The sequence below is a fragment of the uncultured Methanobrevibacter sp. genome (assembly GCF_937906425.1).
GTDB lineage: Archaea > Methanobacteriota > Methanobacteria > Methanobacteriales > Methanobacteriaceae > Methanobrevibacter.
The window spans coordinates 1-2,941 of sequence record NZ_CALCYR010000142.1 but is presented as its reverse complement, the minus strand read 5'-3'; the positions used below and the strand labels follow the sequence as shown (position 1 = coordinate 2,941).

Here is a 2,941-nt window from a genome sequence, read left to right as displayed (position 1 = left end):
TGATTTAAAGCTCAACCTATCCATAAAGATTCTCGAGAATAATGTAATGAAATTTCTCACTCTTATAGATGCTGGTGAAAGCTGGTATGATGCTAAAGGAGAGTGTGAGGTGATTCTTGATGGAGAGCCTGAATTAGAATTTTATATTCAGCGTCCTGAATCAAGAGAGGCACATACAGAGGTATTGGAGCTATCCGATATTCCAAAACGTGAAAATCGCACTACCAGACTCAGAATCGAAGCGAGTCCTGTATCGGATGTAGCAGTTTCTATTGTAATTACGGATTTAGGATTTGGAGAAATATCACCTTCTTCAGGAAAGAGTTGGGAGCATACTATCTCCTTGAAAGGGGTTTAATGAGTACTTTAATTTATTGTGCAAACACTATTGCGGCATCTCCATACTACATAGAAGAGATTTCTTTGAATGTATATTCCTTAGAGGAACTCAGCTATTACATACTTAACAACGTTTATTTGCTTTCAACAAAGCTTATGAATTCTGAGCTATGTAACTGGATTGGAAGAGAACTTCGAATGCCAAAGCTTGCAAATGAGCTTTTATCAATGGTTCAGAATAATTCTCCCCTTCACATTTTTATGGGGCACATTCTCAACGCAAATGGATATGCATCTAATAAAGAAATAAAGGATGCTCTTGCTATTATTTCTACCTTTGAGAACAAATCTGAGTCTGAAAGAAAAAAGCTAAGAGCAGACAAGCTAATGTCAACTGGTAAGCTTGTAGATGCTATTTATGAATACGAGACCATATTATCAGAAGAGGTTGCCAAAAACATGCCTCGTACAGTCGAGGGAGATGTATATCACAATTTAGGCTGTGCATTTGCCAAGCTATTTTTCTTTGAGGAAGCATGCAAATGCTTTGATGAGGGCTATAAGAGAAATCAAAATAAGCAGACCCTTTATCACCTTTTATATGCCGCCAGATGTGCCAAGGACAAATTCGCTTTTGATGAATATGTATCTAAATATCAGGTTTCAAAAAATGATGTGGAGGAGATCTTGCAAATAGTTTCCAGGGCAACAGTCAGAGATGACATTGTTGGATTTGATAGTTCTGTTAATGATTTACTTTATGGCGAGACCAATGATGCAGCAAAAGAGACAATAAATAATGTTATTCAAAACTGGGTTCCTACAATATTTTTCCTGGTTGTAGCTGTATTTACAGTTCCAGCCGGACAAGTGTCAGGTAAATTTGGTGTTAAAAAGTCATTGCTTGGTGGAGTGATTCTTTATTTAATTGCTTCAATCGGAGCATGTTTGTCCTTTTCAACAGAATCTTTTTTAATCTTCCGTGTACTTCAAGGTGCAGGAGTTGCATTTTTAAATGTGTCTGCAATGGCAATGGTTGTACAGGCTGTCAAGCCTCAAAATAGGGGTAAGGCTTTAGGATTTACTGTAACTGGTGTTTATCTTGCAACTTCACTTTCTCCAGTTGTTTGCGGATTTTTGGTACATAATCTAGGTTGGAGAAGTATGTTTTACTTTGTAATTCCATTCCTTGTTTTATGTATAATCCTTATGTTTTGGAAAATTGACGGCGAGTGGAAAACCTATGAACATGATAAGATTGACACTATAGGGTCTGTTTTATATGGTATAGGCATATTGGCATTTATTTATGGATTTACAACATTAACTACTACAAATGGATTAATATTAACCATTGGCGGATTGATTTTACTTGTAATTTTCGGCCTTTATGAGTTAAGACAGACTTCACCTGTATTCAATATGAATCTATTTAGAAATGCTAAGTTCACATCATCCAATATTGCTGCTTTATGTAGTTATATTGCTGTAATGGTTGTTACCACAATTCTGAATTATCATTTCCAGTATGTAAGAGGTTGGGACGCTCAAATGTCTGGATTAATATTGATTATCACTCCAATTATCATGGCAATCATGGCTCCTAATTCAGGCAAACTCTCTGATAGGATTCATCCGCAGAAATTGGCAGCTCTTGGAATGGGAATTGCAACAATTGCCCTTTTGATTTTAACATTCCTGAATGGAGACACTCCGGTTTATATGGTAGTTATTGCAATGATATTGCAGGGGCTAGGTATGGGATTATTCTCAAGTCCGAACATGAATGCAATCATGAGTTCAGTTCCTCCAAAGGACGCTCCAACAGCATCCGCTTCCCAAGCTACCATGAGGACAATTGGTCAAACCATGAGTTTAGGATTGCTAACTCTTGTATTTGCTTGGATTATGGGTAATTTAGAGATTTCTCATCAGTATGCTGCTATGGTAGTTCAAAGTTCTCAAATAATTTGTGGAATTTGTACAGTAGCATGTCTTTTAGCAATATTTGCTTCATTGGTTGGAATAAGATCCAAGGACGAGTTTAATACTAAAAGACCTAATTAGAATATGATTTTTAATTATATTCTTCTTATTTATTATTCAATTATTATGTTTTTATTAATTTAAGGATTTTTTTAATTTTAGGATTCTTTTAGCCTATGGATTAATGTTTTTTAATTTTAGGATTCTTTTAGCCTATGGATTAATGTTTTTTAATTTAAGGATTCTTTTAGCCTATGGATTAATGTTTTTTAATTTTAGGATTTAAAAAAGTAATCTTTATAAGTGATAGTGTGAATTAAAATTAGTAAGGAGGTGTAAACGTGGCCAGATGTCCAAGATGCGGTTCAGAAGCTATTGAAGAAATTAATTACAATACCTATAAATGTCATGAATGTGGGCATATGATTAGAAATCCAGACGATTTAGATTTAGCTGACCAAGAATACGGTTATTAATTCTTTTTAATTCTTTTTTTTAATTCTTTTTTTTAATTCTTTTTAATTCTTTTTAATTCTTTTTTTTAATTCTTTTTTTTAATTCTCTTTTTAATTCTTTTTTTTAATTCTTTTTTTTAATTCTCTTTTTAATTCTTTTT

The 2,941-nt window shown here is 33.8% G+C and carries 3 protein-coding genes; all 3 read left to right on the top strand.

Annotated elements, in window-relative coordinates:
• A partial coding sequence (locus Q0138_RS04035; RefSeq protein ID WP_297981260.1) for a DUF5716 family protein occupies window positions 1-358 on the top strand: 358 nt, incomplete at its 5' end.
• Window positions 358-2,406, top strand: coding sequence for an MFS transporter (locus Q0138_RS04030; protein ID WP_297981257.1), 2,049 nt, complete (start codon window positions 358-360; stop codon window positions 2,404-2,406). The genes Q0138_RS04035 and Q0138_RS04030, both read left to right, overlap by 1 nt.
• 260 nt (window positions 2,407-2,666) lie before the next feature.
• Complete coding sequence (locus tag Q0138_RS04025; protein ID WP_297981254.1) at window positions 2,667-2,801, top strand: hypothetical protein; 135 nt, start codon at window positions 2,667-2,669, stop codon at window positions 2,799-2,801.
• The last annotated feature ends 140 nt before the right edge of the window (window positions 2,802-2,941 follow it).